Annotated in this window: 28 protein-coding genes; 17 read left to right on the forward strand and 11 right to left on the reverse strand. The window is 34.8% G+C overall.

Annotated features, from left to right (window positions below; all coding sequences use genetic code 11):
- The first annotated feature begins 96 nt into the window (after window positions 1–96).
- From R2Q59_RS14915 to R2Q59_RS14950, 8 genes are read left to right on the forward strand one after another with little or no spacing between them, the layout of a single operon-like run.
- A complete protein-coding gene (locus R2Q59_RS14915; RefSeq protein WP_316770396.1) occupies window positions 97–957 on the forward strand; it encodes a hypothetical protein in 861 nt (286 codons plus the stop codon).
- 5 nt (window positions 958–962) lie between these two features.
- Window positions 963–1349 (forward strand): hypothetical protein, encoded by a 387-nt coding sequence (locus R2Q59_RS14920; RefSeq protein WP_316770398.1) that lies wholly within the window; start codon window positions 963–965, stop codon window positions 1347–1349.
- A 45-nt stretch (window positions 1350–1394) separates the two neighbouring features.
- The gene (locus tag R2Q59_RS14925) at window positions 1395–2273 is read left to right on the forward strand and encodes a hypothetical protein (protein ID WP_316770400.1); all 879 of its coding nucleotides are present in this window, start codon (window positions 1395–1397) and stop codon (window positions 2271–2273) included.
- A 30-nt stretch (window positions 2274–2303) separates the two neighbouring features.
- Window positions 2304–2954 (forward strand): tRNA (guanosine(46)-N7)-methyltransferase TrmB, encoded by a 651-nt coding sequence (gene trmB / locus R2Q59_RS14930; protein WP_316770403.1) that lies wholly within the window; start codon window positions 2304–2306, stop codon window positions 2952–2954.
- A complete protein-coding gene (locus tag R2Q59_RS14935; protein WP_316770405.1) occupies window positions 2954–3280 on the forward strand; it encodes an MGMT family protein in 327 nt (108 codons plus the stop codon). The genes trmB and R2Q59_RS14935 overlap by 1 nt, the downstream gene beginning before the upstream one ends.
- Window positions 3281–3319: 39 nt before the next feature.
- Window positions 3320–3676 (forward strand): carboxymuconolactone decarboxylase family protein, encoded by a 357-nt coding sequence (locus R2Q59_RS14940; RefSeq protein ID WP_316770408.1) that lies wholly within the window; start codon window positions 3320–3322, stop codon window positions 3674–3676.
- A 56-nt stretch (window positions 3677–3732) separates the two neighbouring features.
- Window positions 3733–4110, forward strand: coding sequence for a four helix bundle protein (locus tag R2Q59_RS14945; RefSeq protein ID WP_316786054.1), 378 nt, complete (start codon window positions 3733–3735; stop codon window positions 4108–4110).
- A gap of 17 nt (window positions 4111–4127) precedes the next feature.
- A complete protein-coding gene (locus R2Q59_RS14950; protein WP_316787309.1) occupies window positions 4128–4727 on the forward strand; it encodes a DNA-3-methyladenine glycosylase I in 600 nt (199 codons plus the stop codon).
- A 78-nt stretch (window positions 4728–4805) separates the two neighbouring features.
- Here R2Q59_RS14950 and R2Q59_RS14955 read toward each other — a convergent pair whose 3' ends face one another.
- Complete coding sequence (locus tag R2Q59_RS14955) at window positions 4806–5480, reverse strand: hypothetical protein (protein ID WP_316770415.1); 675 nt, start codon at window positions 5478–5480, stop codon at window positions 4806–4808.
- A 123-nt stretch (window positions 5481–5603) separates the two neighbouring features.
- Here R2Q59_RS14955 and polA point away from each other — a divergent pair, with 123 nt between their 5' ends.
- The 3 genes from polA to R2Q59_RS14970 all read left to right on the forward strand — a co-directional run bounded on the left by polA (window position 5604) and on the right by R2Q59_RS14970 (window position 9708).
- Window positions 5604–8411 (forward strand): DNA polymerase I, encoded by a 2808-nt coding sequence (gene polA, locus R2Q59_RS14960; protein ID WP_316770417.1) that lies wholly within the window; start codon window positions 5604–5606, stop codon window positions 8409–8411.
- Between the two features lie 11 nt (window positions 8412–8422).
- Window positions 8423–9298, forward strand: a complete 876-nt coding sequence (locus tag R2Q59_RS14965) for a TonB family protein (protein ID WP_316786055.1) — start codon at window positions 8423–8425, stop codon at window positions 9296–9298.
- Between the two features lie 62 nt (window positions 9299–9360).
- The gene (locus tag R2Q59_RS14970; RefSeq protein ID WP_316786056.1) at window positions 9361–9708 is read left to right on the forward strand and encodes a hypothetical protein; all 348 of its coding nucleotides are present in this window, start codon (window positions 9361–9363) and stop codon (window positions 9706–9708) included.
- 54 nt (window positions 9709–9762) lie between these two features.
- On the opposite strand, the gene R2Q59_RS14975 is transcribed toward R2Q59_RS14970, so the two are convergent.
- The 10 genes from R2Q59_RS14975 to R2Q59_RS15020 all read right to left on the reverse strand — a co-directional run bounded on the left by R2Q59_RS14975 (window position 9763) and on the right by R2Q59_RS15020 (window position 20982).
- A complete protein-coding gene (locus tag R2Q59_RS14975; protein ID WP_316770424.1) occupies window positions 9763–10440 on the reverse strand; it encodes a metal-dependent hydrolase in 678 nt (225 codons plus the stop codon).
- Between the two features lie 129 nt (window positions 10441–10569).
- Window positions 10570–10875 (reverse strand): YbaB/EbfC family nucleoid-associated protein, encoded by a 306-nt coding sequence (locus R2Q59_RS14980; protein ID WP_316770427.1) that lies wholly within the window; start codon window positions 10873–10875, stop codon window positions 10570–10572.
- A gap of 116 nt (window positions 10876–10991) precedes the next feature.
- Window positions 10992–12524, reverse strand: coding sequence for a DUF4394 domain-containing protein (locus tag R2Q59_RS14985; protein ID WP_316786057.1), 1533 nt, complete (start codon window positions 12522–12524; stop codon window positions 10992–10994).
- Window positions 12525–12599: 75 nt separating this feature from the next.
- Window positions 12600–13670 carry an NADH:flavin oxidoreductase/NADH oxidase gene (locus R2Q59_RS14990; protein WP_316786058.1) on the reverse strand — a complete coding sequence of 357 codons (1071 nt, stop codon included), beginning with the start codon at window positions 13668–13670 and terminating at the stop codon, window positions 12600–12602.
- A 154-nt stretch (window positions 13671–13824) separates the two neighbouring features.
- Window positions 13825–14301, reverse strand: coding sequence for a 2'-5' RNA ligase family protein (locus R2Q59_RS14995; RefSeq protein WP_316786059.1), 477 nt, complete (start codon window positions 14299–14301; stop codon window positions 13825–13827).
- Between the two features lie 4 nt (window positions 14302–14305).
- The gene (locus tag R2Q59_RS15000; protein WP_316770437.1) at window positions 14306–15451 is read right to left on the reverse strand and encodes a M28 family metallopeptidase; all 1146 of its coding nucleotides are present in this window, start codon (window positions 15449–15451) and stop codon (window positions 14306–14308) included.
- Between the two features lie 112 nt (window positions 15452–15563).
- Window positions 15564–16487 (reverse strand): DUF6607 family protein, encoded by a 924-nt coding sequence (locus R2Q59_RS15005; protein ID WP_316786060.1) that lies wholly within the window; start codon window positions 16485–16487, stop codon window positions 15564–15566.
- A 1-nt stretch (window position 16488) separates the two neighbouring features.
- Entirely contained in the window at window positions 16489–17646 is a 1158-nt protein-coding gene (locus R2Q59_RS15010) for a PepSY-associated TM helix domain-containing protein (protein ID WP_316786061.1), read from the reverse strand.
- 8 nt (window positions 17647–17654) lie between these two features.
- Window positions 17655–20102 (reverse strand): TonB-dependent receptor, encoded by a 2448-nt coding sequence (locus R2Q59_RS15015; RefSeq protein ID WP_316786062.1) that lies wholly within the window; start codon window positions 20100–20102, stop codon window positions 17655–17657.
- A gap of 163 nt (window positions 20103–20265) precedes the next feature.
- Window positions 20266–20982 (reverse strand): DUF4397 domain-containing protein, encoded by a 717-nt coding sequence (locus R2Q59_RS15020; RefSeq protein ID WP_316770445.1) that lies wholly within the window; start codon window positions 20980–20982, stop codon window positions 20266–20268.
- Window positions 20983–21443: 461 nt separating this feature from the next.
- On the opposite strand from R2Q59_RS15020, the gene R2Q59_RS15025 reads away from it, so the two are divergent.
- The 6 genes from R2Q59_RS15025 (at window position 21444) to R2Q59_RS15050 (ending at window position 25664) form a co-directional block, all read left to right on the forward strand.
- On the forward strand, window positions 21444–22139 hold the full coding sequence (locus R2Q59_RS15025; RefSeq protein WP_316786064.1) for a GNAT family N-acetyltransferase: 696 nt from the start codon (window positions 21444–21446) through the stop codon (window positions 22137–22139).
- A complete protein-coding gene (gene argG, locus R2Q59_RS15030; protein WP_316786065.1) occupies window positions 22139–23338 on the forward strand; it encodes an argininosuccinate synthase in 1200 nt (399 codons plus the stop codon). Before R2Q59_RS15025 ends, argG begins: the two co-directional genes overlap by 1 nt.
- Before the next feature lie 67 nt (window positions 23339–23405).
- Entirely contained in the window at window positions 23406–23756 is a 351-nt protein-coding gene (locus R2Q59_RS15035; protein WP_316770452.1) for a cupin domain-containing protein, read from the forward strand.
- On the forward strand, window positions 23734–24210 hold the full coding sequence (locus R2Q59_RS15040; protein ID WP_316786066.1) for a GNAT family N-acetyltransferase: 477 nt from the start codon (window positions 23734–23736) through the stop codon (window positions 24208–24210). The genes R2Q59_RS15035 and R2Q59_RS15040 overlap by 23 nt, the downstream gene beginning before the upstream one ends.
- A gap of 4 nt (window positions 24211–24214) precedes the next feature.
- The gene (argC, locus tag R2Q59_RS15045) at window positions 24215–25228 is read left to right on the forward strand and encodes an N-acetyl-gamma-glutamyl-phosphate reductase (protein WP_316786068.1); all 1014 of its coding nucleotides are present in this window, start codon (window positions 24215–24217) and stop codon (window positions 25226–25228) included.
- A gap of 79 nt (window positions 25229–25307) precedes the next feature.
- On the forward strand, window positions 25308–25664 hold the full coding sequence (locus R2Q59_RS15050) for a four helix bundle protein (RefSeq protein WP_316786069.1): 357 nt from the start codon (window positions 25308–25310) through the stop codon (window positions 25662–25664).
- Window positions 25665–25723: the final 59 nt, after the last annotated feature.

The following is a 25723-nucleotide window of genomic DNA, read 5'->3' on the forward strand; positions in this document are numbered from 1 at the left end:
TTTCTTCAAATGTTGGCTAATTAATAAAAAGTTATAACTTTATATATCAATAAGTTAACGACCTCAAACTTTGGATAAGGAATTATCCACATATTTATGAAAAAGAACATTATACTCAGCATTGTAATAATGACTGTTTTGTTTTCTATTCTCCTTTTTAAAATTTCAAAGGCTCAAGATGCTTTTGAGCATAGCTTGAAATTAAAGGTAGATTCATTGATTTCAGAAAGGGCAATATTTTCTATTGCAGATGTAACCTTATTGCCCAATAACAGTACTCATAGTATAATGACGCCTACTGGATGGGTTGGCAATTCTACATATATCTTTGCAATATTAGGTGGTGTTTTTCCTGCAGAATATGTGAAAACTAAAGGCGACTTAATAGGTGCCTTTGGTATCGCATTTGGAAATTCTGATAAATATTTTAGTGTTTCTGCAAGTGTTAATATAACCAGGGTAACAGAATTAAAGGACTTTTCTGGAAATATTATATTAAGCCGAAAGATATTTAAAGCTAGCAGCATTGCAATAGGCGGTATTCAGCTTTTTGCAAACCCAAAAGTTTCAGACGCCCCAGATGGAACTTATTACATTTCATTTAGTCATGCAGTACAAACTGTAAGATCAATTGAAGCGGGTTATTCAGGATTAATTTATACAATTGGTATTGGCAATGGAAGGTTTTTGTATAAAAGTCCTTGGGATATTGCTTCGGGGAAAGGTAAATATGGAACTGGAGTTTTTGCAAATATATCTTATGAAGTTTTGAAAAATGTAAATATCAATGCAGAATGGTCTGGTTTAAACCTTGGGTTTTCAACAGGCGTTCAACCATTAAAAAAATCTCCACTAATAATTGGTTTAGGAGTTTATAATCTCACTAAAAATTCTGGTGATAGGGTCTCGATGATAGGAACCATTGGATACCCATTCTCTTTATCAAAAAACAAATAAAAACTATGAAAAAGCTAATTTTTATTTTCTTACTCTCGTTTACTTTAATAGGTTTCAACGATGCAATGGCTCAAAATGGGAGAAATAATAACTCTGATTTTAAAGTTCCACTGCCAGTTGTAGCGCCGCCATTAAATCCAGATTTTGGTTTTAATATGGTTGTGCCCGCAATGCCCCCTATTAATGTACCAGCAGTCATAACGCCTAGTTTAATAACAGCAAGTTATTTACCTCAAATTCCTTCAGCTCCATTAATGCCAAGAGCTCCTGAATCTAATATGCTTCAATCTTTGCAGGGTGAGGTCACAAAATCTAATTATCCTAAAACCATAAAACTACCTCCATTGGCTTCCATTCCACCCAACCCCCAAGTGAGGCTTGCTCTATATTAAATTTCCGCAAAAATTTAAGATTTTATAATCTCTAACGCATAAGAAATGTTATACAATAAAAAAGGTAAAAACTTGAAGATCTATTTCTTTTTTGCATTTATGTTACTCCCTTTTGTTTCATTTGCACAAGATGGACATCGAACTTTTAGTTTTAAGACTAATGCAGAATACCAAACGGATATAACTGTAAACTCTAGGTCCATAATACAAAGAGGTAAGCAAGTTCTTCATATAAACTCAACTTCAAATGTTTCTAAAACTTCAAAAGTTATCGCTATAGGCGATAAGGGTTATACTTTTAATATAAAAATTAAAGGTATGGATAACCTAATTGATGGAATGGGTAAAAAATTGCATTATAATTCTGCTTCGGGTTTAGATGGATCTACTATAAAAAGTGCTTTAGATTATATGGTTAATAAGTCTGTTGATTTAAAGGTAAACAAATATGGAATTATAGAGTCGTTTGATAATGAACAGGTTGAGTTTGCAACGGATACATTACTTGCTTTTGCAGGAATACAACCAGAGGTTTTTCAAAAAGGAAAATTATTTGATCTTGTTGCAGACATTACTTACACCAAAAACTTATTGAAAGGACATAACTGGACTGATGTATCAACTACTGCTAATGAAAAAATCACCACAAAATTTTGGATTGAAAATATAAATGAAACTAATATTGTTTTAAAATTTACAAGCTCAAGCATCGGTAAATTAATCAATAGCAATAGTAATGGAACTTACTTAGTCGACAATAAGACAGGCATAATCTTAGAAAAGCTTGTGTATGTTGTTTCTGTTGGTTACCAAATCTCGGCAGATAAAATTGTTTATGCAGTATCTAGGTCATCAAATATTTTTGAGAAAACAAAGTTACTCCCTAATTTTCAGAACAGCTTATCATTATTAGATGGCAATTAAATCTTACTTTTGTGCTTTAAAAATTTTAAAGTGGGTAAAGATAAATTAAGAAAGTTTGCAGAGATAGATACTTTTCCAAACGTCTATCAATTGCATTTGGGTAAAGTGATGAAGGGAAAATGGGCAGAAGCGCATTTTAAAAACAACAATCCAGTAGTTTTAGAGTTAGCATGTGGTAAGGGTGAATATGCTGTTAATTTAGCCAAGCTTTTTCCAGAAAAAAACTTTGTTGGGGTTGATTTAAAAGGAAATCGAATTTGGAGAGGCGCAAGAACAGGGGTTGATGAAGGCATACAAAACTTAGCTTTTTTAAGAATACAAATCGAAGATATTTTAGAATATTTTGCTCCAGGAGAGATTGATGAAATCTGGATTACCTTTGCCGACCCACAACCACAAGAGAGTAGAGAAAAGAAACGTTTAACTTTTCCTGGATTTTTAGAAAAGTACAGAATTCTGCTGAAAGCAGGAGGAAGGATGAATTTAAAAACCGACAATGATGGGTTGTACAATTATACAGTAGAAAAGGTAGAAGAGTTAAACCTAATTACCCATAAAAACACTAATCATTTATATCAATCGGAATTTGCTGATGAAGTTTTATCCATCAAAACTCATTACGAGAGAATCTATTTGAAACACGATAAAAACATCAATTATATTCAATTTTCATTTAGCTAATGGAAAATTCATTCTACGAGCAGGTTTTTGAAGTGGCAAGACTAGTTCCAAAAGGAAGGGTAACTTCTTATGGTGCAATTGCAAAAGCTTTGGGTGCTGGCGGTTCTGCCCGAATGGTTGGTTATGCCATGAGTAATGCTGGCATTGCACATCCCAAAGTACCTGCTCATAGAATAGTAAATAGCAGTGGATTACTTACTGGAAAGTTTCATTTCTCGCCACCAGAATTAATGCAACAATTGTTGGAGCAAGAAGGAATAAAGGTTGAAAATGATAAAGTAAAAGATTTTAAAAAGGTGTTCTGGAATCCTTTAGAAGAGCTATAATTAGTTCTCAATTTACAGTTAACAATTCAGCATAAAATTATGGGAAAATTAGTAGAAGAATTTAATAGCTATCGTACTAAAATGAACGATAGAATAATGGAAACATCCAATACCAACATCAAAAGATTTTTTGCCTTAGATACCACTACTTATGCAGATGGTGCTTTAAATGTAAAAACTAAAGAGATGCTTGGCTTGGTAGCTTCAATGGTTTTACGTTGCGATGATTGCATTAAATATCACTTGGAAAAATGCTTCAACGAAGGCGTAAATAATGCTGAAATTAATGAAGTATTTATGATTGCTAATTTAGTTGGCGGTTCAATTGTTATTCCTCACTATAGAAGAGCTGTTGAGTTTTGGGATGAGTTAAATAGTTCTGAGTTGGGAGAATAGAGTTTGGAGTTTGTCAACGGATTTCGTAAATCGTTCTGAAGAATATATATTTAAGAATGGGTACAATAAAAGACTTACTTGCTTATCAAAAAGGTTTTAGCTTGGCAATGGAAATTTTTAAAGTTTCAAAAAGATTTCCTTCAGAAGAGAGATATAGTTTAACAGACCAAATCAGAAGGTCGTCTAGAAGTGTTTGTGCAAATATGGCAGAGGCATATAGAAAGAGAAGATATCCAAATCATTTTATCAGTAAACTATCAGATGCTGATATGGAAAATGGTGAGACCCAAACTTGGTTAGATTTTGCCTTATCATGTGAATATATTACATATGATGAGCATAAAATATTAAATGATTGTGCTGAAGAGGTTGCCAAACTTTTGGTTTATATGATGAATAATTCTGAAAAGTTCTTAATTAAGGCTAGTTCATAACTTTTTAACTAGATATTCTGGCATTATGCAAACTCCCAACTCCCAACTCCCAGCTCCCAACTCCAAACTCAAAACGTTGCCACTGGTGCGGAAATGATCCATTATACATTAAATATCATGATAAAGAATGGGGTAAACCTGTTTATGATGATAAAATTTTATTTGAGTTTTTAGTGTTGGAAGGTGCACAAGCAGGTTTAAGTTGGATTACCATCTTGCGGAGAAGAGAAGGTTACAGAAAAGCTTTTGCAGGTTTTGATGTTCATAAAGTTGCGGCTTTTTCAGAAAAAGCTGTAGAACGTTTGATGCAAGACGAAACCATCATTCGTAATCGATTAAAAATTAATTCTGCTATCAATAACGCTAAACTTTTTATAGAAATTCAAAAAGAGTTTGGCTCATTTGCTGATTTTATTTGGGCCTATCTACCAAATAAAAGACCTCTAGTTAATGACTTTAAAAATGGAGGCATCCCAGCAAGAACTGAAATTTCAGATGCCATTGCAAAGGATATGAAAAAGCGTGGATTTAAGTTTTTTGGCACAACTATCTGTTATGCATTTATGCAAGCAACAGGAATGGTTAACGACCATGTGATTGGTTGTGTTGCTAGGTAATTTTGGTTGTTCGTTGAGCGTTGTTCGTTTTAAAAACGGTCGACGAAGAACGACAAACGATTATCGCTCAATGCTAGGCTATTTCTTTCCCGATGAATTATAAGCCTTTACGTAAGCGGCTAAGTTTTTTGCATCGAAACTTTCGGTAGCTTTTATACTTTCAGCTAAATCTTCATCATTATTTAGTTTTGCCAACAAAATAGTTTTTACAGCATTTGTATTTTCAATGGACACTTCTTGCATTGGTCCGGTTCCAGGTTTTTCTATAAAGTAAGAAATCTTTGCTTTCTGACCGCCGCTAGTCTGTTCCTCATTTCTTCTTCTACCACCAAGGTCAATGCTTACTCCACCACCTAATCCCCCTCCAAATCCTCCTGTTCCCATACCAATTCCTACTTGTGGCCTAACTTTTACTCTTGGCTGTGGTGCTTGTGGCGTTTCTGCTTTATCACCATAAGAATATAAGTTAACCGTGCCTGATTCTATCAATTTAAAAAACCGATATTCCATTTTCTTCTTCACCACAATAGGCTTGCTCGCATAAGTTTCACCATTCCAAATAAAAGATTGGATGTCCTTGGCCTGAAATTCCTTAATCGTTTGGTCATCTTCCATGATGGCAACCGAACTAAAATTGGTGCCTTTAATTACACCACGTACAAAATTTCCTTCACTAATTAATACCGCGTCTTGAGCAAAAAGCTTGGCGCTTAAAAGAAAAAATACAGATAGAATTTTAAATGCTTTCATCATAACAAATAACGGAAATATTTGGTCTAGTTGTACATAGGTGAATAAAGAATAAGGAACAAAGATTAAAGATAAGGTGAATTAAAAATAAATAATAACTTTACAAGTTCACGATTTTATAATCACATGAGCAATAAAAAACTTTTTCTTTTAGATGGGATGGCGCTAATTTATAGAGCGCATTTTGCATTGAGTAAAAATCCTCGTTTTACTTCTACTGGCGTTAATACATCGGCAGTTATGGGTTTTGCAAATACACTTTTGGAAGTCTTGAAGAAAGAAAAACCAAGTCATATCGCTGTTGTTTTTGATACTGAAGCTCCAACAGAAAGACACACAGATTTCGTTGCTTATAAAGCACATCGAGAAGCAATGCCTGAAGATTTATCAAAAGCATTGCCATACATTTTTAAGCTAATAGAAGGCTTTAAAATCCCTGTAATAACTAAAGATGGTTTTGAGGCAGATGATATCATCGGCACCTTGGCAAAAGAAGGAGAGCGTCAGGGATTTCAAGTCTATTGTATGACTCCTGATAAGGATTTTGCTCAGTTGGTTTCAGAAAATATTTTCATTTACAAACCTGCTCGTATGGGTAATGAAATGGAAATTTTAGGTGTGCCTGAAATTCTAGCTAAATGGGAAATAGAAAACGTATTGCAAGTAATAGATATTTTAGGGCTATGGGGTGATGCGGTAGATAATATTCCTGGAATCCCTGGTATTGGAGAAAAAACGGCGAAATTGTTAATCAAACAATATGGCAGTATGGAAAACATCATCGCCAATAGCCACGAATTAAAAGGAAAACAAAGAGAAAATGTAGAGAATTTTGCAGAGCAAGGATTAATCTCTAAAAAACTAGCAACAATAATTTTAAATGTTCCTGTTGAATTTGATGAAACCAAATTAATATTGGAAGAACCAAGTAGGGAATTATTAGAACCACTATTCGCAGAACTAGAATTCCGTACCATCGGGAAGAGAGTTTTTGGAGAAGAATTCAGTGTAAATGATGCAAAAAGTGGTACACAACAACAAGATTTATTTGGCAACAATGTTGAAGTAAAAAGGAAAGATTTCTCGGAACAACCATCCTTATTTGATACGCCAATTGATGCAAAAAACATCAGCAATACACCACACGAATATTTTTTAATTGATACCCCAGAAAAAAGAAAAGAATTAATCGATTTGTTGTTAACTCAACCAAGTGTTTCTTTTGATACTGAAACCACTGGAACTGATGCTAATTTGGCCGATTTGGTGGGATTATCATTCTCTATTAAGCCTGGCGAAGGATATTATATTCCAGTTCCACAAGACAGGGCGGGAGCGCAAAGCATTGTTGATGAATTTAGGGTTGTCCTCGAAAATGAAAATATCGCCAAGATTGGCCAAAATATTAAGTATGATATGTTGGTGTTTAAATGGTATGATGTTCAAGTAAAAGGAAAGCTTTTTGATACCATGTTGGCTCACTATTTAATCGACCCAGATACTCGACATAACATGGATGTTTTGTCTGAAAATTATTTAGGCTATACCCCAATTTCTATCACCACTTTAATTGGTGCAAAAGGTAAAGCGCAAGGAACAATGCGTGATGTGCCAGTAGAAAATGTAGTAGATTATGCTGCGGAAGATGCTGATGTAACCTTACAATTGGCAAATGTTTTCGAGCCTTTGCTTAAAGAGAAAAATGCCATTAAATTGGCCGAGGAAATAGAAAATCCGCTGATTTATGTTTTGGCCGATATTGAAAAAGAAGGCGTTAAAATAGATATCGAGACTTTAAATGCTTACTCAATTGAACTGCAAACAGAAATTACAAAAGCAGAGCAAAGTGTATATGAAAAAGCAGGGCTGAAGTTTAATTTGGCTTCTCCAAAACAACTGGGTGAAGTTTTATTTGACCATTTAAAGTTAGACCCGAAGGCTAAAAAAACAAAAACAGGTCAATATCAAACTGGAGAAGATGTGTTGACTTTATTAGCTTCAAAAAGTGATATCGTACAAGATATTTTAGATTTCCGCCAGTTACAAAAACTAAAGTCAACCTATGTTGATGCTTTGCCATTATTGGTAAACCCAAAAACAGGTAGAGTTCACACCAGTTTTAATCAGGCAGTTGCCGCAACGGGAAGATTAAGTTCTAACAACCCAAACTTACAAAATATACCGATTAGAACAGAAAGAGGTAGAGAGGTTCGTAAGGCATTTATTCCAAGAGACGAAGACCACGTTTTGTTATCTGCCGATTATTCACAAATTGAATTGCGCATAATTGCAGAGATTAGTAAAGAAGAGAATATGTTAGATGCTTTTAGTAAGGGCATTGACATTCATACAGCAACAGCTGCAAAAGTTTATGGAATTAGTATTGAAGAAGTAGATTCAAATCAACGTAGAAATGCAAAAGCGGTTAACTTCGGTATTATTTATGGTCAGTCGGCGTTCGGTTTATCTCAGAATTTAAATATTCCTCGGAAAGAAGCGGCAGAAATTATAGAGCAATATTTTACACAATATCCAGGTATAAAAAGATACATGAGCGATACGATGAATTTTGCTCGTGAGAATGGATTTGTAGAAACGATAATGGGCAGGAGAAGATATTTAAGGGACATTAATTCTGCAAATATGACTGTAAGAGGTTACGCAGAGCGAAATGCGATTAATGCGCCAATACAAGGTTCAGCGGCAGATTTAATCAAGATTGCGATGATTAATATCCATAAAGACATGCAAGAGCAAAAGCTGGAATCAAAAATGACTATGCAGGTGCATGATGAGCTTGTTTTCGACGTTCTAAAAACGGAAGTCGAGCAAATGAAAGCTATTATTACGCATAGAATGAAGACCGCTATAAAAACAGAAGTGCCAATAGAAATTGAAATTGGCGAAGGTAATAATTGGTTAGCGGCACATTAATTTATCATAAAATGAAAAGATATATCCTGCTTATTGTTTCAATTTTTACTTCATCTCTTGCTTTTGCACAAGCAAGACAAGATACCACAACCGTATACGCAAATCCAGGTTATAACAAAGATCCAATGCGCTCAAAATGGATTAGTAATGTTGAGCAAAAGGGAGAGTTTTGGGTATTAAGCTTAACAGATAAAAAGGGAGTTCTGAGAGAAAAAATCAGCTTTGCTGATAAAAAATTGGAAGTGAGAAAAGGACCTTATACTTTCTATGAAAATGGAGTAATAAAAGAAGAAGGTAATTATGAAAAAGGATATAAAAACGGCGAATGGCATTACTATTATCCAAATCAGCAATTGTTTGAAAACGTAAACTATACTTACGATAAATATAATGGAGATTTTAAGGCCTATTGGGATAATGGCGATTTAAAAAAAGAAGGCGATTATGTAATGGGTACTAAAACTGGAAATTGGAAAATGTTTTACAAAGGCAAAAAGCTGGCGGCCAACGAAGAGTATGATGAAAAAGGGAAGGTAGTTGATGGGATTTATTTTGACCAAGAGGGTAATAGTGTAAAAAGAAACATTTTGTTCGAATTACCAAGTTATCCAGGCGGAATGCAGGCGTTTTATCAGTTTTTGGGTAGAGAAATCAGGTATCCAGCAAATGCTCAAAAAAATAAAATTGAAGGAACTGTAAAACTAGAATTTACAGTAATGAAAGATGGTAAATTGGAAGATGTTAAGGTAAAAGAAAGTCCTGATGCTGATTTAAGTAGTGAAGCATTACGTGTTTTTAGAACTTCGATGAATTGGTTACCCGCAAAAGAATTAGGTGAGCCTGTAAAAATTAGGTATACGATTCCAATTAGGTTTTCTTTGAGATAAAGATTAACTTCATTTAATCTTCATTAGTATTAATGAAGTTTACATCAAAATTAAAACCAACCATGAAAAAATTATTAAGCATTCTCGCCATTGCAGTACTAGGGATTAGTACTACTTTCGCTCAAACCTCTGTTTCTGCAACAGTAAAACAAACACCTGCTCAGGTAAAAGTTACTGCCAAAACACCAGTAACAGTTAAAAAGGTAGTTGCCGTAAAGCCTACAGTGCCTGTTGTGGCAAATAAAGTAGTGAAAAAAGTAACGGTTACTACGCCGACTAAAAAAGATGGCACAGCAGACATGCGTTACAAAGTTAACAAAGAAACAAAAGTTGTAGTGGCTGGTCCTAAGAAAAAGGACGGTACTGCCGATATGCGCTATAAAGTAAATAAAGCAGCAAAGAAAAACTAAGTCATAACTAGTTGTTAAGTAAAAGCCTTTCAGAAAATTTCTGAAAGGCTTTTTTTATAAAATTATAGTTTCGCCTATGGCTGGTAACAATAGTGTCTTTTGCGCTCTTTTAAAACTTTCTATAGCAACTTTACTATCTATTTCAATTACCGGAAAGGTATCATAATGTACGCCTATTACTTTATCGCAATTCACATAATTTGAAGCGATGACAGCATCATCAGTATCCATTGTATAATTACCACCGATAGGTAAAATGGCATAGTTTAATTTATAAAGCTCGGCTAACAATTTCATTTCAACAGTTAAGCCGGTATCGCCAGCAAAATAAATTTGTTTTCCTTCTAGCTCTAAAACAAAGCCAGCTGGATTACCTCCATAGCTGCCATCGGGTAAACCTGCAGAGTGTGTTGCCCAAACCATTCTTACGGTTCCAAAATCGAAAGTATATTTTCCGTAATTCATTGGATGTACATTTTCTACACCTTGTTTCATTACCCAGCCAATAACTTCTGGCATAGCAATAACTTGAGCTTTGGTTTGTTTAGCTAGTTCAATTAAATCGCCAACATGATCGCCATGACCGTGGCTTACCAGAATATAATCTGCTTCAATTTTGCTAATATCAATATCTTTAGCCAATGGGTTTTGACTAATAAATGGGTCAAATAATAATTTTGTAGTCTCAGTTTCTATTAAAAAACTAGATTGACCGTAATATGTGTATTTCATTCTTTTTGAGATTTGAGCATTGAGATGTGCGATATGAGACAAGTTTTGTTAGCCTTGAACCAGTTTTATAGAAATGAATATTGAAGAATGCATGAAAACCTTCAGCCTTCTACCCTCCGCCTTCAACCTTTAAGAGCCAAACATTCCGCCTAAACCACCAAGCATACTTTGAGTTGCGGCTTGCATTTCGGTTGCGCTAACTTGTTCGGCCTGTGCCAAGGCTTTGTTTACGGCAGTTAATAAAAGTTCTTCTAATTCTTCTCTATCTGCAGCTGCGAAAAAGCCTTCTTCAATCTCTATGGCAGTAATAGCTTTATTTGCAGTTGCTGTAACTTTTATTGCACCGCCTTCAACTTCACCAAATACAGAAACGGTGTCTAATCTTTTTTTAATTTCTTCTGCCTGCTTTTGGGCAGCCATTAATTTATCGAACATGCTATTTTGTTTTTATTTATAATCGAAAATAGTAGAAAATTGTTTTAAAAATATCCTTAGGAACAAAAAAAGCTGCATCCCATTGGAATACAGCTTCAAAACATAGAGATAATATCTTAAAGTCTAAGGCCTAAAGTAAAACTTGTTACAGCGTTTGGAATCTCTCTTCCAGCAGTTGCTGCACCGGTTGTTAAGTTGATGGTATATAATTTAGTAGCTGTACCAACAGTTAAAATAGCATAAGCTGTATCTGTTGCGCCAGAACTTACAATATCAAAGCCCGAGGTACTTTCTACATTAATGCCTAAAGCGCCAACTTCTGTTAAAGTGCCTACATTTGCATCTTGAGTATAAAGTTTATCAGTATTGTGGTCTATTACATAGAGTTTGGTACTTGTTGCGCCAGAAAAATTGCTAGTGTATGCCGCTGCACTAACCGATGGTGTACCTGGTGCTAAAATCCCGTCTACCATAAATACTGAACCATCTGTATTTATTCTTAAATTCTGACCAGTGTTACTAACCACACGAATTTTATCTACTGTTGGGTTAAAGTCAAATCCAAAACTAGTACCTAGTAACAGCGTTGAAAGTGTGCCCGAGCCTACTTGTGTAAACGCACCTGTTCCGATATTAACTGCATATAAACGGCTCGTACTGCCTAAAGCAAAAATTTGTCCATTTATAGGCCTAAAATCCATACCAACAATAGTCTCTCCAGCTTGTAAGCCAGTAATTGCTTTAACTATTGGGGCTTCTGTATTTTTGGGATTAAAAATTAATAAGTTATTTGCGCTAGTAGTAGCATAAGCTGCAGCATTGCTAGAAATTGCAATACCTTGGATTGTTAAGCCGTTGGCAAATTCACCGGCTAAGGTTGCTTTGCCTGTGTTAACATCAATAGTGAACAATTTATAAATCCCACCGATTAATCCGGTGGCAATTGCGTTTGTATTTTTTGGAGAAATATCAAAACTTACCGAAGTTCCTAATTCTGCCATTAGGCTTCCAACCTCAACCAATGTTCCATTGTTAGGTGGGTCTTGTTTGTATAATTTTTTGGTGGTTAAATCTATATCAAAAAGTACCGTGCTTGTTGCGCCAGCTTCGCTATTGGTATAAGCTACGCCAGAAATAATTGCACCAGCGGCACCGTTGATTGAACCATCTGTAGCAGCGACTAAACCTGTTTCTGGATTTAAGCGTAAGTTCTGCCCCGTATTAGAAACCAATCTAATTCTATCTACTGTTGGGTTGAAGTTTAAACTAACCGCGGTACCTGCAATTGCTGGTGTAAAAGCTGTGGTAGAAACTGCTCTTGCCGCTCCTGTGGTAACATTAATTACATAAAGTTTGCTGGCATCACTTACACCGTATAATTCTCCTGTAGCTGGCCTAAAGTCTACACTTAACATTTTTTCAGTACCTGTTAAGCCAGTAATAGCTACTGAGCTGATTTGAGTTTTTACGCTTTTACCATTAAATAATTTGATGGTATTGTTAGAAAGTACGTAGAACTCCACATCTGGGCCTACCAAAGGTAAAGTGATAATCGTTTTTTCTTTTTTGCAAGAAATTATCGCAATGGTAAACATTAAGGCGAACAAGTATTTACCGATTAGTAATGGTTTTAAGTTAAAGTTTTTCATGATTTTAATTTTTTAGTTCTTATCTAAATGCAGATACGAACTTTTACAACTTACGGATTTACAACCTATAAGAATTTATTTTCTCGGCTTTGCTCTTTCATATTGCGATGGCCACTTTACATCATCATCCAATTCAAAGGCAGCATGTAAGGGGAAGTAAGGGTCTCTCAAAAATTCCCTAGCTAAAAATATTAAATCCGCTTGACCATTTTGTAAAATTTCTTCAGCTTGCTTAGCATTGGTAATTAGACCAACTGCCCCTGTCGTTATAGCTGTTTCCTTTTTAATAGCTGCTGCAAACTCAACTTGATAACCAGGTTTTAAAGGTATTTGTTGTGCTAACGTTAAACCGCCAGAAGAAGTATCAATTACATCAACTCCTTTTTCTTTTAGCAGAGCCGATAAACGAATTGATTCCTCCAAACTCCAACCACCTTCTGCCCAGTCTGTAGCCGAAATACGAACGAACAATGGATTTTCTACTGGCCAAACTTCTTGTACAGCTTCTACGGTTTCCATTAATAAACGAATTCTATTCTCGAAACTACCGCCATAATTATCAGTCCTTTTATTGCTAATTGGCGATAAAAATTGATGCTGCAAATAACCATGGGCAGCGTGAATTTCTATTACTTTAAATCCTGCTTTAATTGCTCTAACTGTTGCGGCTTTAAAATCTGCCTTTACTTTTTCAATGCCTTCAATATCTAAGGCAATTGGTATTTTATCTGTCGGATTAAACACCTCTGCACTTGCAGATAAAGTATCCCAACCGCCGTTTGCTTTGTCCAACTGTAATGGGTTTTCCCATGGGATATCAAAACTTGCTTTTCGCCCAGCATGAGCTAATTGAATACCAGCTATAGAACCATTTTGATGGATGAAACCTACGATTTCTTTAAATTTTTCGATATGTTCATCTTTCCAAATGCCTAGGTCGCCAACAGAGATTCTAGCTTCTGGAGAAACGCCAGTTGCCTCAAAAATAATTAAGCCAGCACCGCCAACAGCACGACTACCTAAATGGACCAAATGCCAATTGTTAGGGAAACCATCAACTGCAGAATATTCGCACATTGGCGAAACCACAATTCTATTTTTTACTTCTATGTTTTTTATTTTGAGAGGAGAGAAAAGTAACGACATATTCTAAATTTTTTTGGCAAATTAACAACAAGGAAATGGATTTGTTTCTATCGTTTAAATATCCAAACAATGTAATGACAAGTAATAAATTGTAGATTGATGAATGGTTATATTGTTGCTTAGATAGCCTCCGGTTACCTAAAATTTAAATTTATTAGATGGTGAACTCATCCAAAACTTTCCATTTCCCACCATCTATTTGTTCTATTAGATTGATTCTGTTAAAGAATAATGTTGTTGGTAATTGATAAGATTTAATTTCTTCAAAAATGGAATCAGTACAAGTTGAGTTTCTAGGATGCATCAATGTGATATGTGGGAAATGTTTTCTAGGAGAGATAAGAATGGCATTCCTTAAATTATGAAAATCATTGTTATTTTCTTTCGCAGGGATTAATACACCCTTCCCGTTTTCAAATCGTATCACTTTATTAAATGAAATTTCAATAGGCTTATCAATTTTTAGGGCTTGAATATTCGATACAACTTTTTCAAGGTCTTTAAGTTCATCTTCTCTACAAAGTGTTACATGAGCAGCAATTAAAGCTTGTTGTATCGGGTTAAATTTAGCCCTTATTTCTTCGATGGTTTCGTTTTCTACAAATAAAGTGAGTTGCCTTCTCGTTTCCATCTTATTAGTTCATCAAAGTTTTGTTAAAACCAACAAATAGCTTAAATAGATTTTCATAAACGGTAAACGGAAGTGTTTCAGGTTTGTCGAAAACATCGTGGTAAGCCGCAATTCCACCTTGTGTGTAAAGGAAAAAAGCAGGCACTCCTTTTTCAGTAAAAAAATAATGGTCGCTATTTGCAGCTTTCCCTCTCGGATTAATTTTAACTAAGAATTTACCTTCATCATTAACTTTATTTAAAGCTGCAAATTCTTTAGGATATTGAGTTGCATTTACAACCGTTGCTCCTGTTTCGCCTGTTCCAACCATATCTACGTTAATTAGAAACCTAATTTTAGCCAATGGGATAATTGGATGTTCTGTAAAATACTTTGAGCCTAAAATTCCTGCTTCTTCTCCAGCAAAGCAGATAAAAGCAATGGTGTATTTCTGCGGGTGGGTTGCATAATATTTTGCTAAACTTAATAAAAATGAAACCCCGCTACCATTGTCGTTTGCACCAGGAAAATAAGTGTCTTTTCCCATTCCACCTAAATGGTCGTAATGAGCAGTAATTAGAATAACAGAATCTGGTTTTGTTGTCCCTTTAACCACAGCGCAAATATTTGATGCACTAAAATCTGGAATAAATTGATTTTCAATATTAATAGCTAAAGATTTTGGTGTTTCGCTAAGCGAAGATTTTTTGATGAAAATTTCTGTGTAATCATTAACTCTTTGTGAAACAGACCAAGTTAGTTTATCCTGTAGAACAAGTATTATTCTATTTTTCGCATCTAAAAAAGTCAAACTATCTTTTTGCTCCAGCTCTGATTTTGCCACAATGCCAATACTTGCTTGGCCAACAATAAAATCTTTGCCAGGAATTAATTTTTTGCCATTGATATTTAAATCCATTTCCCCAGGAAAAGTATTTACAGAGAACATAAAAGGTTGTTTAAAATCTTTTCCAACCATCGGCTGTAAGCCAAAAGATTTAAACTGAGCTTCTATAAAACCAGCTGCTTTGCTCATTCCATTTTTGGTATAACCTCTTCCCCAAAACTCTTTCGAAGTAAGTGTGTTTAAAGTTTTTTGGGCATACTTTAAATCTTGGGCAAACCCAGTTAAACTAGTAAATAAGATTAAAATAATTAATGCTCTTCTCATAAAGATTGATTGGAGAAGCAATATAATAAATGCTAAATGAGAAAGCCACAGATTCGCAGATTATCCAATGAAAAATCTGTAAATCTGTGGCTTAAAATATGGTAAGCTTCTTCTAACTAGCTTTTACTAAATAAGCTTCGATAACTTTTTTAATGTTTTCCTTGTTTTTTTCTGACGACCATTTTTCTTTTGCAGACAGATCTCCCAAAGCAAAAAATTGCTCATACAATAACTTGTTATCAACTTTAAGGTTTAATTTAAGGTAGTTTGTTTCTGCAAATACCGCATCCCAACTAGCACGAGCGTCTTTCCAGAAACCTTCTTGTTGTTTCCACCAAGTTTGTGCATAACCGAAAGATTTTGTGTCAGTTTTAATAAACTCTTCCATCCCTTTTTCCATTGCAATTAGTTTGTCTTTACCATCGGCACGAACAATTTTTTTGTTGTCTTGTTCGAACATCCAACCATTAGCCGTTAAGTAAAGGTTGTTGCCACGATTTAAAACATTATAATCATTACGTTCAGTGCTTTCTCTACGTGGAAGTGGAGAGTCTGTATTGCTTTGCCATTGGTGTTTGCCATCTACGTGTACCCAAGTTCCTATAGCTTGGTAACGTGGACTATCATCAACTTGAAAAACTTTTTGTGTCCATTTTCCTTTTACATCATTTGCAGAAAGGGTAACTTTTTTCCAAGCGTTATCTTTATCGTAAGCTAAAATGGTTTGATCCTCGTAAGTCCAATCTTCTCTCCAGTGTTTAATGATCATACTATCGCCTCTCATGACCAATAAATGCTGGATAACAATTTTCTTTGGCGAATCTTCTACCAGAATAGCAATTTCTTTTGCAGAAGAACGATGTCTTTCGTGGAATTTGTAATCATCTTCAGGAGAAAATGTTTCTGCATAATTAAATGTTACTTTATAAAAGCCTGCTAGAGATTTAATGGCTTCTCGATCTTGATCTATTTTGTTTTGTGCGTTAACGCTCAACAATGGAAATAGTAAAGCGAATAGTAAGTGTAGTTTTTTCATGTTATATTGATTTAAGAGTTTTTGTTTTTTTCTTCTTTCTACCTAGCCAAATAATTACTCCGGTTACAGGCATACTCGCTGCAACAAGGCTAGTTATAAAAGCCATTATTTTTCCAGGTAAACCTAACACTGATCCAACATGGATATCATAATTCATCCTCGAAATTTTATCAGCTGTGCTCGTATTTGAAAATTTACCATACATGTGTTTTACTTCAATTTCCTTTAAGGTATGTTGGTCGAAGTATCTGTAATCTGCTTTCCAATAAGTGCTTGGGTCTGGGTTTTTGGCGATTTCTACAGATGCTTTTTCATTTTCTGGAATGTGAACATCATAGCTGCCCTTAAATGTTGGGTCTTCTTTTACAAATTTTGCCCAAAGTACATCAGCCGCTGCTGCATTTACATTTAATTTGGCTGTTCTTGTAGTGTCTGAAAAGGTTTCTTCAAAAACAGTCATTGATTGTCCACCAGAACTTATCCAATAAACAGATTTTGCGAACCATTGAAAGCCCATTACCATTCCAGATAAGGCAATAAAAATGACAATGAAAGTCATATAGAAACCTAACACGTTATGTAAATCGTAATTTAACCTACGCCATTTTGATTTTAATTTTACACTGAAACGTTGCTTTCTGGCAGCCTTGCTTTTTGGCCACCATAATATTAATCCAGAAATTAAAAGGAAAACAAAAATCATTGTGGCGGTTGTTAAAATTGGCTGACCAATCTCGGGCTGTAACCACAAATAATAATGTCCGTTAATTACAATCCTGAAGAAATCCTCGCTCATGTCTTTAACCTTTAATACTTCTCCGGTGTATTGATTTACAAAAACTATGAAATAATATTCGGGATCTGCGTTGTAATAAACTACCTGTGTGGTTTTTCCTGGTTGGTAATTAACACTATGGGCATGTTTATTAGGAAGTGCCTTGTCTGCAATTTTTTTTAACTTAGTTGGAGGTAATATTGGCTTATTTTGAACCTCTGTAAAACGATAGGATTGTATCGCATTTTCAATCTCTAATTCAAAGGCCAAAATGCAACCCGTTATACCTAAGAAAAATACAAATAGCCCAGATGTTAATCCGAGCCATAAGTGTATTTTGCCTGTCCAATATTTAAACCTGTTGGTCTTTTTCTTTACTGGCATAAATGATATTAAAATTTATAAGCAATGCTTAAACGATAATTTCTTGGAGCTTCTGCTTGCCATGAATAGGCAGGTTGCGTATAATCTGGAGCATTCCAATAATCGGTATAATAGGCACCAGAGAATAAATACTTATCTAAAATGTTAAATGCATTTGCGGTAACTTTTACTGCTTTGTTTTCCCAGAACAAACCACCATCTAATTTGAAATAGTTTGGTAAGTTTTTATTTGCGTTAGAGCCATCGTAAGTTCCAGTTGCTCTACCAGCTAGGTAAGTAAATCCTCCAGAAATACCAGTTCCTTTTAAAACACCACCTTGTAAGGTATAAGTTAACCAAGCGTTGGTAGTATGTTTTGAGAAGCCTGGGACAATTTCTCCAACTACAATACTTGTTACACCTTCGGCAACTTTAGTTACTTTGCCGTCTGTATAAGCATAGTTGGCAATTAATCTTAATCCGGCAGTAATTTCTCCTCTTAAATCAAATTCAATTCCTTGAGCTCTTTTTTCTCCAATAATAATACTGAAATTCTCTCTTCCTGAACTTGGATCAGATGGGTTAATAAGATCATTGTCTGGGTCTGAAGTAAGCTCATTTTGTTTAAGTATTCTATAGGCAGAAAGTGTAGTATTCCATTTTCCGTCAAACCAATCTTTTTTAAAACCTACTTCATAGTTTGTTCCAGTAATTGGGTTAGGTGTTCCGCCGCTGCGTAAATTTCCTGTTTGTGGTATAAATGCTGCATCATACACAGCATATACAGCTGTGTTTTTATCAAGAGAAACACTTAAGCCAATTCTAGGGGTAAAATGTTTTGCTTTATCAGATGCGCCACCCCAAGCAGATTGACTCACATAAGTATATCTTCCTGCTAAGGTTAAACGAGCTTTATTGTTAAAAAACCCAAGCTCATCTTGTACGTAACCACTTAAATATTTCTGATCCATTAAACCACCTGCAGCAATCGCTCTTTGCAATAATGGAGTTTCTCTGTCAAAATTTGGATAACCATTAGACGGAAAACCATAATTAGGATTGTTTAGGTCAAAAGGAGAAGATGGTAAATCTAAATCATGAGACTGGCCCCAGTCTGCTAAATAATCTTTTTTGCCACCATCAAAACCTGCAATAATTCTGTGGTTTATGCCACCTGTTTTTGCTTGTCCGTTGATAAATAATTGAGCTAATTTCATTGTACTTTCTGCATCCCAAATACCAACATTTCTAATTACAGTATTGTCTGCATTAATTACCGATGGCCATGAGCTACTTCCATTTTGTAAATATTTTGAATAGGCAACTTGAGCTGTTAATTTCCAATCAGTGCTAAAATTGTGCTGTAAATTTAAGAAAACACTATGGTCGTTAATTCTTGTAGGTTGTACGCCTGGTTGTGTAAGCGTAAAATCTCGTGGCAAGGAAGCATAACCTCCATCTGGTTTAAAAATATAATAAGAACCAACTTCAGTCATTTTTGCATTTTGCAATGTATATTCTGCTGTAAATTTGGTGTTGTTTGTTATTTGGTAACTCAATGATGGAGCAAATGTATACCTGTCGTTTTTTTCAAAAGGCCTAAAAGAACCTTTGGTTTGAATAGCCGCATTTAGCCTAAATAATAATTTTCCATCTGTGGTCAATCTTCTATCAAAATCAACAGTTGTTCTGTATAAATCATAGCTGCCCAGCGTAAAAGAAACTTCGCCCTTGTTAAAACCAGAAGGTTTTTTGGTAACTACATTATACATTCCACTTGGATCGCCATTTCCAAGCATAAAACCAGCTGGGCCTTTTACAAATTCGATATGGTCAACAATACTCATGTCTTCTGTTAGTGGACCCCAATAAGAAGAAACAAAGTTGAAGCCATTACGCATAGCCTGAATTTGAGAACCACGCATGGTGATGTTGGTATACATATCACCCCAATGTTCTAAACGTGTTGCGCCACTTACATTTCTAATCAAGCCGTCGCTCATGCTAATAATTTGCTGATCTTTTATAACTTGATCACTTATGGTTTGAATATTCTGTGGAGCTTCTAAAATGGGTTCATTTAACCTTAATGAAGCAGATGGTAAGCTAACCTTGTATTTGTTTTTTATTCCAGCTATTGTTACTTCGTTTAATGCTTGGCTATTTTCTGTTAGCACGAAATCTAAAATCAATGTTTGTCCAGCAGTTGCTGTTATTTCTTTTTCTTGTGCGTTTACACCAACAGAGCTAATTTTAAGTGTATAGCTTCCAGGTTTAACTCTTTGTAAAGTGTATTCGCCATTATCATTGGTAGTTGTACCTTGGTTTTTATTTTTTAAACCGATGCTAACAAATTGTGCTGGTTTACCATCGGCAGTGGTAATCTTTCCTTTAATGGTAGCATTTTGTTGCCCAAAGGCCGAGATGGATAATGTTGTAAAAAAAAGTAGGATCGCGTTTCGTAACTGTATTCTCATCGTTATTCTTATTTGGATTAATTCTAAAGAGATGCAAATAAACAACGAAAAAATTAACTATCCAAATTATTTTGAATAATTCTAAATAAGAAACAAATGAGCTATGGACGCAAAAAAAAAGGCACCATAATCATGGTGCCCTTTTAAATTCTTTTAAAAAAATCTATTGTTGCTTATACAATTGAGCAGTAATTGGATGCTCGTTTGAGTTTGCAGGGGCAATTAATCCTCTAGCAATAATGGTATAATGAAAGCCAGCCGCAAGCACAGAGCCAGGCAGAGAAGCTATAACGTTTCCGGTTGCTTTATCTTTAACATCAAATGTAAAAGTTCCTGCTGTTAGAGAAGTATATGTACTGGCTTCTTTAAAAAGCTTATTAGTAGTAACTGTTGCACCGCCATTAATTACCAAATCAAGTGCAGGAGCATCTGGAGATAAGTTAATGAAACGAACAAATGCATTTGTGGTTGATGTTGCGCTTAAATCGTCTGTTAATAATAATCCATCCAAACCACTTGATCTATTAATTAGAAAATAAGAAAAGTAAGTGTTTTGAAGTAAAGTTATGCTTTTTGTTAAAAGACTTTCTGGTCTGCCTGAAGTAGTAAATTTAATGTTATATGAGCCTGGAGCAATTTTAGTATAATTTAATCCTCCACCAAATGGTAAAGCAGCCGCATTTGCCTTTGATTCATTCAAATAAACATCATAAGTTGAAAATGTAGGAGATGCATTAAATACTGATACCGCAGTAAAAGCTGTTTCCACAGGAGTCTCTTTTTTACAAGAACCAAGGAAAACTGCACTAAATGCAATGGCTAGGCAGAATTTATTTAGAAATGAATTCTTGAATGTTAAAGAAGTAAAAATTTTTGTCATGATCAAATCAAATAGGGGTAAGATGTTTTTTATCATCTTATACTGATATTTTAATTACTACAAATATTGTGTTTTATCTTAACAAAATGATGTTAAACTTTGTTAAATGAGAAAATGTTTCATTTCGAATCATTTAAAATCAACTTAAAAGTGTAAAAAAATCAGAATATTATTGCGTAACTCATTTTTTATTTAAACCTTTGCGCCTCAACTAATTTAATACGGATTAGCAAACAAAATAATGAGCAAGAATATTATCCATAAACTTTCAATTTTAGAAGCAAAAAATATTGCGGCTAAAAGCTTGTTTATTGAGCGCTTACACCCCGTATTTTATATCACGACCAATCGGCAAAATTATACGCCGCGTATTTAGTATATCTTACTAATACCAACGAGGAATTGATCCTCTCTAAAAACCCAATTAACAAGAATACCTTAAATTTTTCGTTAGAAAACGAATGAATATTAATGAATTTATAGTACAAGTCGCTATCGCTGAACATCATGTTTTTGCTGAAGAGATTGTAACAGAAATGGCTGAATCTGCGAAAGCTAGAGGCACAGGCATTGCAAAACGTTCGCCAGAATATATTGCTAGCAAAATGAAAGAAGGCAAGTCGGTGATTGCTTTTCATAAAGATGGCTCATGGGCTGGCTTTTGCTACATAGAAACTTGGAGTCACGGTCAGTTTGTTGCAAACTCTGGTTTAATTGTTAGCCCAAAGTATAGAAAAGGCGGCTTGGCTCACGCCATAAAACAAGAAATCTTTAATCTTTCGAGAGCATTATATCCAAAAGCAAAAATATTTGGTTTAACTACCGGATTAGCCGTGATGAAAATCAATTCTGATTTAGGCTACGAACCTGTTACATATTCTGAGTTAACACAAGATGAAGATTTTTGGAAAGGCTGTCAAAGCTGTGTGAATTTCGAGATTCTAAAAATGAAGGATCGCAAAAACTGTATGTGTACAGCTATGCTTTATGATCCTGCAGAAAAGAAACATGAAGCAGCCAAACTTTTTGCAGAAGAATTGCAGAAAAAACCTGGATTATATGAACGCTTTATGCGTATTAAATCGAGATTGGTTATTAAGCCAAAATCTGGATTAAAATCCATTTTAGTATTGTTTACCCTTTTATTTAATAAATAATGAAGAAGAAAGTTGTTTTAGCGTTTAGTGGAGGATTAGATACCTCATTTTGCTGCATTCATTTGGCAGAAGACCGTAATTTAGAGGTTCATTCAGTTATTGTTAATACTGGCGGATTTTCTGATGAAGAATTGCAAGAAATTGAAAAACGTGCTTATGCATTAGGTGTGGCATCTCACGCTGTGGTAGATGAGACTGACAGCTATTATGATGGCTGCATTAAATATTTAATTTTTGGTAATGTATTAAAAAATGCTACTTACCCACTTTCTGTAAGTGCTGAACGTGTTAGTCAGGCTACTGCAATTGCAAATTATGTAAAGAAAATTGGTGCAGATTATGTTGCTCACGGAAGTACTGGAGCAGGTAACGACCAAGTACGTTTTGACATGATTTTCAACATTCTTATCCCTGAAGTTGAAATCATCACACCAATTAGAGATTTAAAATTATCCCGCGAAGCGGAAATAGAATATTTAGCTAAACACGGTGTAGAGTATAGCGCAGAAAAAGCTAGATATTCTATTAATAAAGGTTTATGGGGAACATCTGTAGGAGGAAAGGAAACTTTAACTTCTAACGAGACTTTACCTGAAAGCGCTTGGCCAACTCAAGTTTCAGAAACCGAAGCTAAAAGAATTGAATTAACTTTCGAAAAAGGTGAATTGGTTGCGATTGATGGAGAGAAATTACATCCAGTAGCAGCTATTCAAAAATTACAAGCAATTGCTCAACCTTTTGGAATTGGTAGGGATATTCACGTTGGTGATACGATTATTGGAATTAAAGGTCGTGTAGGTTTTGAGGCTGCGGCACCAATCATCATTATCAAGGCACATCATACTTTAGAAAAACATACTTTAACTAAATGGCAATTAAGCTGGAAAGAACAATTGTCATCGTTCTACGGAAACTGGTTGCATGAAGGTCAATTCCACGACCCAATCATGCGGAATATTGAAGCATTTTTAACCGACACGCAAAAAGTAGTTAGCGGTAAAGTATTTGTTGAATTATTACCTTATCGTTTCCAAATAATTGGGATAGAATCTAACCACGATTTAATGAGCAATAAATTTGGTAGCTACGGCGAAATGAATAATGCTTGGAGCGGAGATGATGTTAAAGGTTTCTCTAAGATTTTCGGTAACCAAGTAATGATTTGGCATAAAGTAAATAGCGAAGAAGCCGAAAGCTAAAAGACTAAAGCAGAAAGCTTTTTTTCGCATTGTCATCCTGAGCTTGTCGAAGGACAATAGGTAAAATATGATAGAAATCCTTTCAAAAGAAAATTGTTTAAACCATTACAAATGGGGAGATAATTGTGATGGGTGGAATTTTGTAAGCAAACCTGATGCAGCCATTAAACTAGAATTAATGCCAGCTCAAACTGCTGAGAAATTACATTTTCATACTTATGCAGAGCAATTTTTCTTCATATTAAAAGGAGAGGCAACATTTTTAATTGAAGGTGAAACCGTTTTAGTCAACGCAAATACAGGCTTGCAAATAAAGGCGGGCGACAAGCATAAAATTTCGAATGAAACAAATCAAGATTTAGAATTTATACTTTTCTCCTATCCATCAACCCAAAATGACAGAACAGACTGTGAGTAAAATAGAAATTAAACGTATTAACTTGATTGAGGCTAATTTAGTTGTTGGCCTATTTAATCAATACAGAATATTTTACGGAAAGTTCTCTGATTTGGGAATGGCCAAGGCGTTTATAGATGCTCGATTGGAGAATAATGAATCTGTTATTTTTGTAGCGATGGATGCTGATAAACCAGTAGGATTTACACAGCTTTATCCTACTTATTCGTCGGCTAGGCTTTCTAAAAATTGGATATTAAATGATTTGTTTGTTGATAGTGATTATCGTAAACAAGGCATTGGAGAAGAGCTTATTAAAACTGCAATGAGTTTCGCAAAAGGACAAGGTTCTACATTTTTACAATTGGAAACAGCTATTGACAATCTTACAGCACAAAGACTGTATGAAACAATTGGTTTCAAAAAACAAGAACCAGATAATGAGTTTTTTCTTTATAGAATAAATGTAATTTAAAAAAATGAATAAGATTAAAGCAGGAATTATTGGAGGTGCAGGTTATACTGGTGGCGAAATGTTGCGTATTTTGGTTAATCACCCTAACGTAGAAATCACATTTGTTAATAGCACAAGCAATGCTGGAAATTTAATTTCTGACGTACACACTGATTTAATTGGTGATACCGATTTGAAATTTACAAGCGATATTCCTCAGGATATCGATGTGCTTTTTTTATGTGTTGGACATGGAGATGCAAAGAAATTTTTAGCAGTAAATCCAATTAATGAAAACATTAAAATCATCGATTTATCACAGGATTTTAGGTTATCTCAAAACTCTCAACTCTCAACTCGTGACTTCATTTACGGTTTGCCTGAACTAAATCGTGATGCGATTAAGAATGCAAAAAACATTGCAAATCCAGGTTGTTTTGCAACTTGCATACAATTGGGTTTATTGCCTTTAGCTGCAAAAGGATTAATTAAAAATGAAGTTCATATTAACGCTACAACTGGCTCAACTGGTGCAGGACAAAGCTTATCAACCACTTCGCACTTTAGCTGGAGAAATAACAATCTTTCTATCTACAAAGCTTTTGACCATCAACATTTAAATGAAATTGGAGAAAGTTTAAACAGATTGCAAGATAGTGCACTTGCTGCTCCCCCTCCTTCGGGGAGGGCTGGGGTGGGGATTAATTTCATCCCACAACGTGGCGCATTTACCAGAGGGATTTTAGCTTCGATATATTTAGAAAGCGATTTGACTTTAGAAGAAGCTCAAGCTATTTACGAAGATTATTATAGCGCACATCCATTTACACACGTAAGTCGGAAAAACATAGATTTGAAACAGGTTGTGAATACCAATAAAGCGTTGGTTCATATCGAAAAACACGGCAATAAATTATTTATCATCAGTGCAATCGACAACCTATTAAAAGGCGCAAGCGGACAAGCAGTTCAGAATATGAATTTAATGTATGGTTTGGAAGAAAATAGTGGTTTGAAGTTGAAGGCAGCCTATTTTTAAGACCAAAGCTGAAAGACTAAAGACCAAAGCGAAGGTAGCGAACTGCAAAAAAAAATCGATTAGAGACAATTTTAAAAAAATGAGAGATTATCAGAAACTAGATGTTTGGAAGAAATCACATTTGATGGTTTTGCATATTTATAAGGCTGTTTTACCGTGTTTTCCGGCTCACGAAAAGTATGATTTGCATAGTCAAGTCAAAAGAGCTGCGTATTCAGTTCCACTAAATATTGTTGAGGGAGCAGGGCGGCGGACTGAAAAGGATTTTGCTCATTTTTTGGATAATGCCTTAGGTTCGGTTCAAGAAATGGAATACGCTTGTTTGCTAGCGAAAGATTTAGAATATATCGATGAAAGCAAATATTTAGAAATATGTAAAATGGCTGGTGAAGTTAAAGCTATGTTGATAGGATTAATTAAACATTTACGACCATAATTATGAATTGATTAAACGCTATAGGTTTGGGCCCTGCTATATAAAATATTACAGGAGCT

The sequence above is a fragment of the Pedobacter frigiditerrae genome, assembly GCF_032678705.1.
In the GTDB taxonomy this organism is placed as follows: domain Bacteria; phylum Bacteroidota; class Bacteroidia; order Sphingobacteriales; family Sphingobacteriaceae; genus Pedobacter; species Pedobacter frigiditerrae_A.